The 1,869-nt window shown below is 76.5% G+C and carries 2 protein-coding genes; both read right to left on the bottom strand.

Going from position 1 to position 1,869, the window contains the following annotated elements:
• A partial coding sequence (locus GTW08_RS22365; RefSeq protein WP_161152473.1) for a VTT domain-containing protein occupies window positions 1-517 on the bottom strand: 517 nt, incomplete at its 3' end.
• Window positions 518-595: 78 nt separating this feature from the next.
• Window positions 596-1,869 (bottom strand): LCP family protein (locus GTW08_RS22360; protein WP_161152472.1); only part of this gene is annotated, 1,274 nt, incomplete at its 5' end.

The following is a 1,869-nucleotide window of genomic DNA, read 5'->3' as shown; positions in this document are numbered from 1 at the left end:
CGGCGACGACCACGACCGCCAGGACCACCCAGCCGGCGATCCCGAAGGCCTTCTCGAACTGCTCGGCGGCCTCGCGCAGCAGGAACCCGGCGGTCACGTGCACGGCCGACCAGACCGTCGCCCCGACGACGACGGCGGGCAGGAACCGCCGCAGCGGCAGCCCGGACGCCCCCGCCGCGGCCGGGGTCATCGTGCGCACCACCGGCAGGAACCGGGCGCCGAGCACCGCCCACGGACCCCAGCGGCGCAGGGTGCGGGCGGCATCGTCCCAGGCGTCGCGGCCCATCCGGCCGATGACCCGCGACCCGCGCAGCCGCGGGCCGAAACGGCGGCCGATCGCGTAGCCGATCGCGTCGCCGCAGGCGGCGGCGACCGCGACCACACCGGTGACCAGCACCGCGGCCGGGACGTCCGGGACGGCCATCGCGGCGGCGATGAGCACGGTCTCGCCGGGCAGGACCAGCCCGACGCCGATCGTGGTCTCACCGAGGGTGACCAGCCCCGCGACGAGCACCACCACCCACAACGGGACGGAGGTCAGGAAGTCGATGATCTCAGTGATGGGAGGCTCCTCGGCCGGGGTGACGGGGCCGCGTCAGTCGACGCAGGGCACCCCGTCGGCGGTCAGCTCGGGCTGGGTGTCGGCGGGCGGGGTCGGGTCACCCCGGGGCACCGCGGCCCGTCCGGTCCCGCTCTCCGTCGTGGCCGGGGCCGATACCGCCGGCGCGGCGGAGTCCGCGTCGTCGCCGTCCCCGGGTTCGGCCGGTGCCCCGGGCGCGGCCAGCCCGGCGAAGAACGCCGTGACCTGCGCCGGGTCGACCTTCACCGCGACACCCTCGCTGCCGGTCCGGTAGTCGGCCCGGCCGGTGGGGACGGTGCGGAAGGTGACCCGGTCACCGCGCAGCTGCGCGGCGTGGGCGAGCATCGAGGTGAGGTCCCAGCCCTGGTCGAGCACGACGGCACCGTTGACCGCCTGCATCAGGTCGGCGACGGCCGTCGGGTCGGTGAGGGTGCCCGCCGACAGGAGCCGGTGGGTCAGCCCTGCGAGGAACGCCTGCTGGCGACGGACCCGGTCGAGGTCCCCCTCGGGCAGGCCGTGCCGCTGACGGACGAACTGCAGGGCCTGGGCGCCCTGCACGGTCTGCGGGCCCGCGGCGAAGTCGGCGCCGGAGTAGCTGTCGCGCACCGGGGCCCTGAGGCACACCGGGACGCCGCCGAGCGCGCGGGTGATCTCGGCGAACCCGGCCAGGTTGACCTGGGCGTAGTGGTCGATCGAGACACCGGTGAGCTCCTCGACGGTGCGCACGAGCAGCCTGCTGCCCGCGGCGTTGGCCTCCCGCTCCAGGTCCGGCCCGCCCAGCCCCCGCCGGATCAGATCCGGCCGGGCCGTCGCCGCACCGCGCGCCAGCGCAGAGTTGATCTTGTGTGTGCCGAGGCCGGGGACGTCGACCCAGGAATCGCGCGGGATCGACACCGCGGAGGCGCCGAGGTCGGGGTCGTCCGGGATGCGGACCAGCATCAGGGTGTCGGTGTTGTCCTGGCCGTCGGCGTCGCCCGCGTCCAGGGCGTCGAGGACCTCGCGGGGCAGCGGGTTGCCGCGGGCGTCGACCCGGGAGTCGCTGCCGACCAGCAGGATGTCGGTCGCGCCGTCGGCGACGTGCGGTCCGGTCACGTCCGCGGTGGTCAGACCGCTGGTGCCGCCGACCATCGCCCAGCCGGCGCCGGTGGCGAGGAAGACCGCGACCGACAGTGCCGCGACGAGACCGCGGACGCGGTACCGCAACGGGGCGGGGGCGCGCTGCTCGGCGCGGGGCCAGGGGGCGACGGGGCGGATCGGGGTGGTGGGGCGGGTGCCGGGGTCGGCGGGCC

The sequence above is a fragment of the Pseudonocardia sp. SID8383 genome, from assembly GCF_009864975.1.
Lineage (GTDB): Bacteria > Actinomycetota > Actinomycetes > Mycobacteriales > Pseudonocardiaceae > Pseudonocardia > Pseudonocardia alni.
This window is presented reverse-complemented; position numbering and strand designations above follow the sequence as displayed.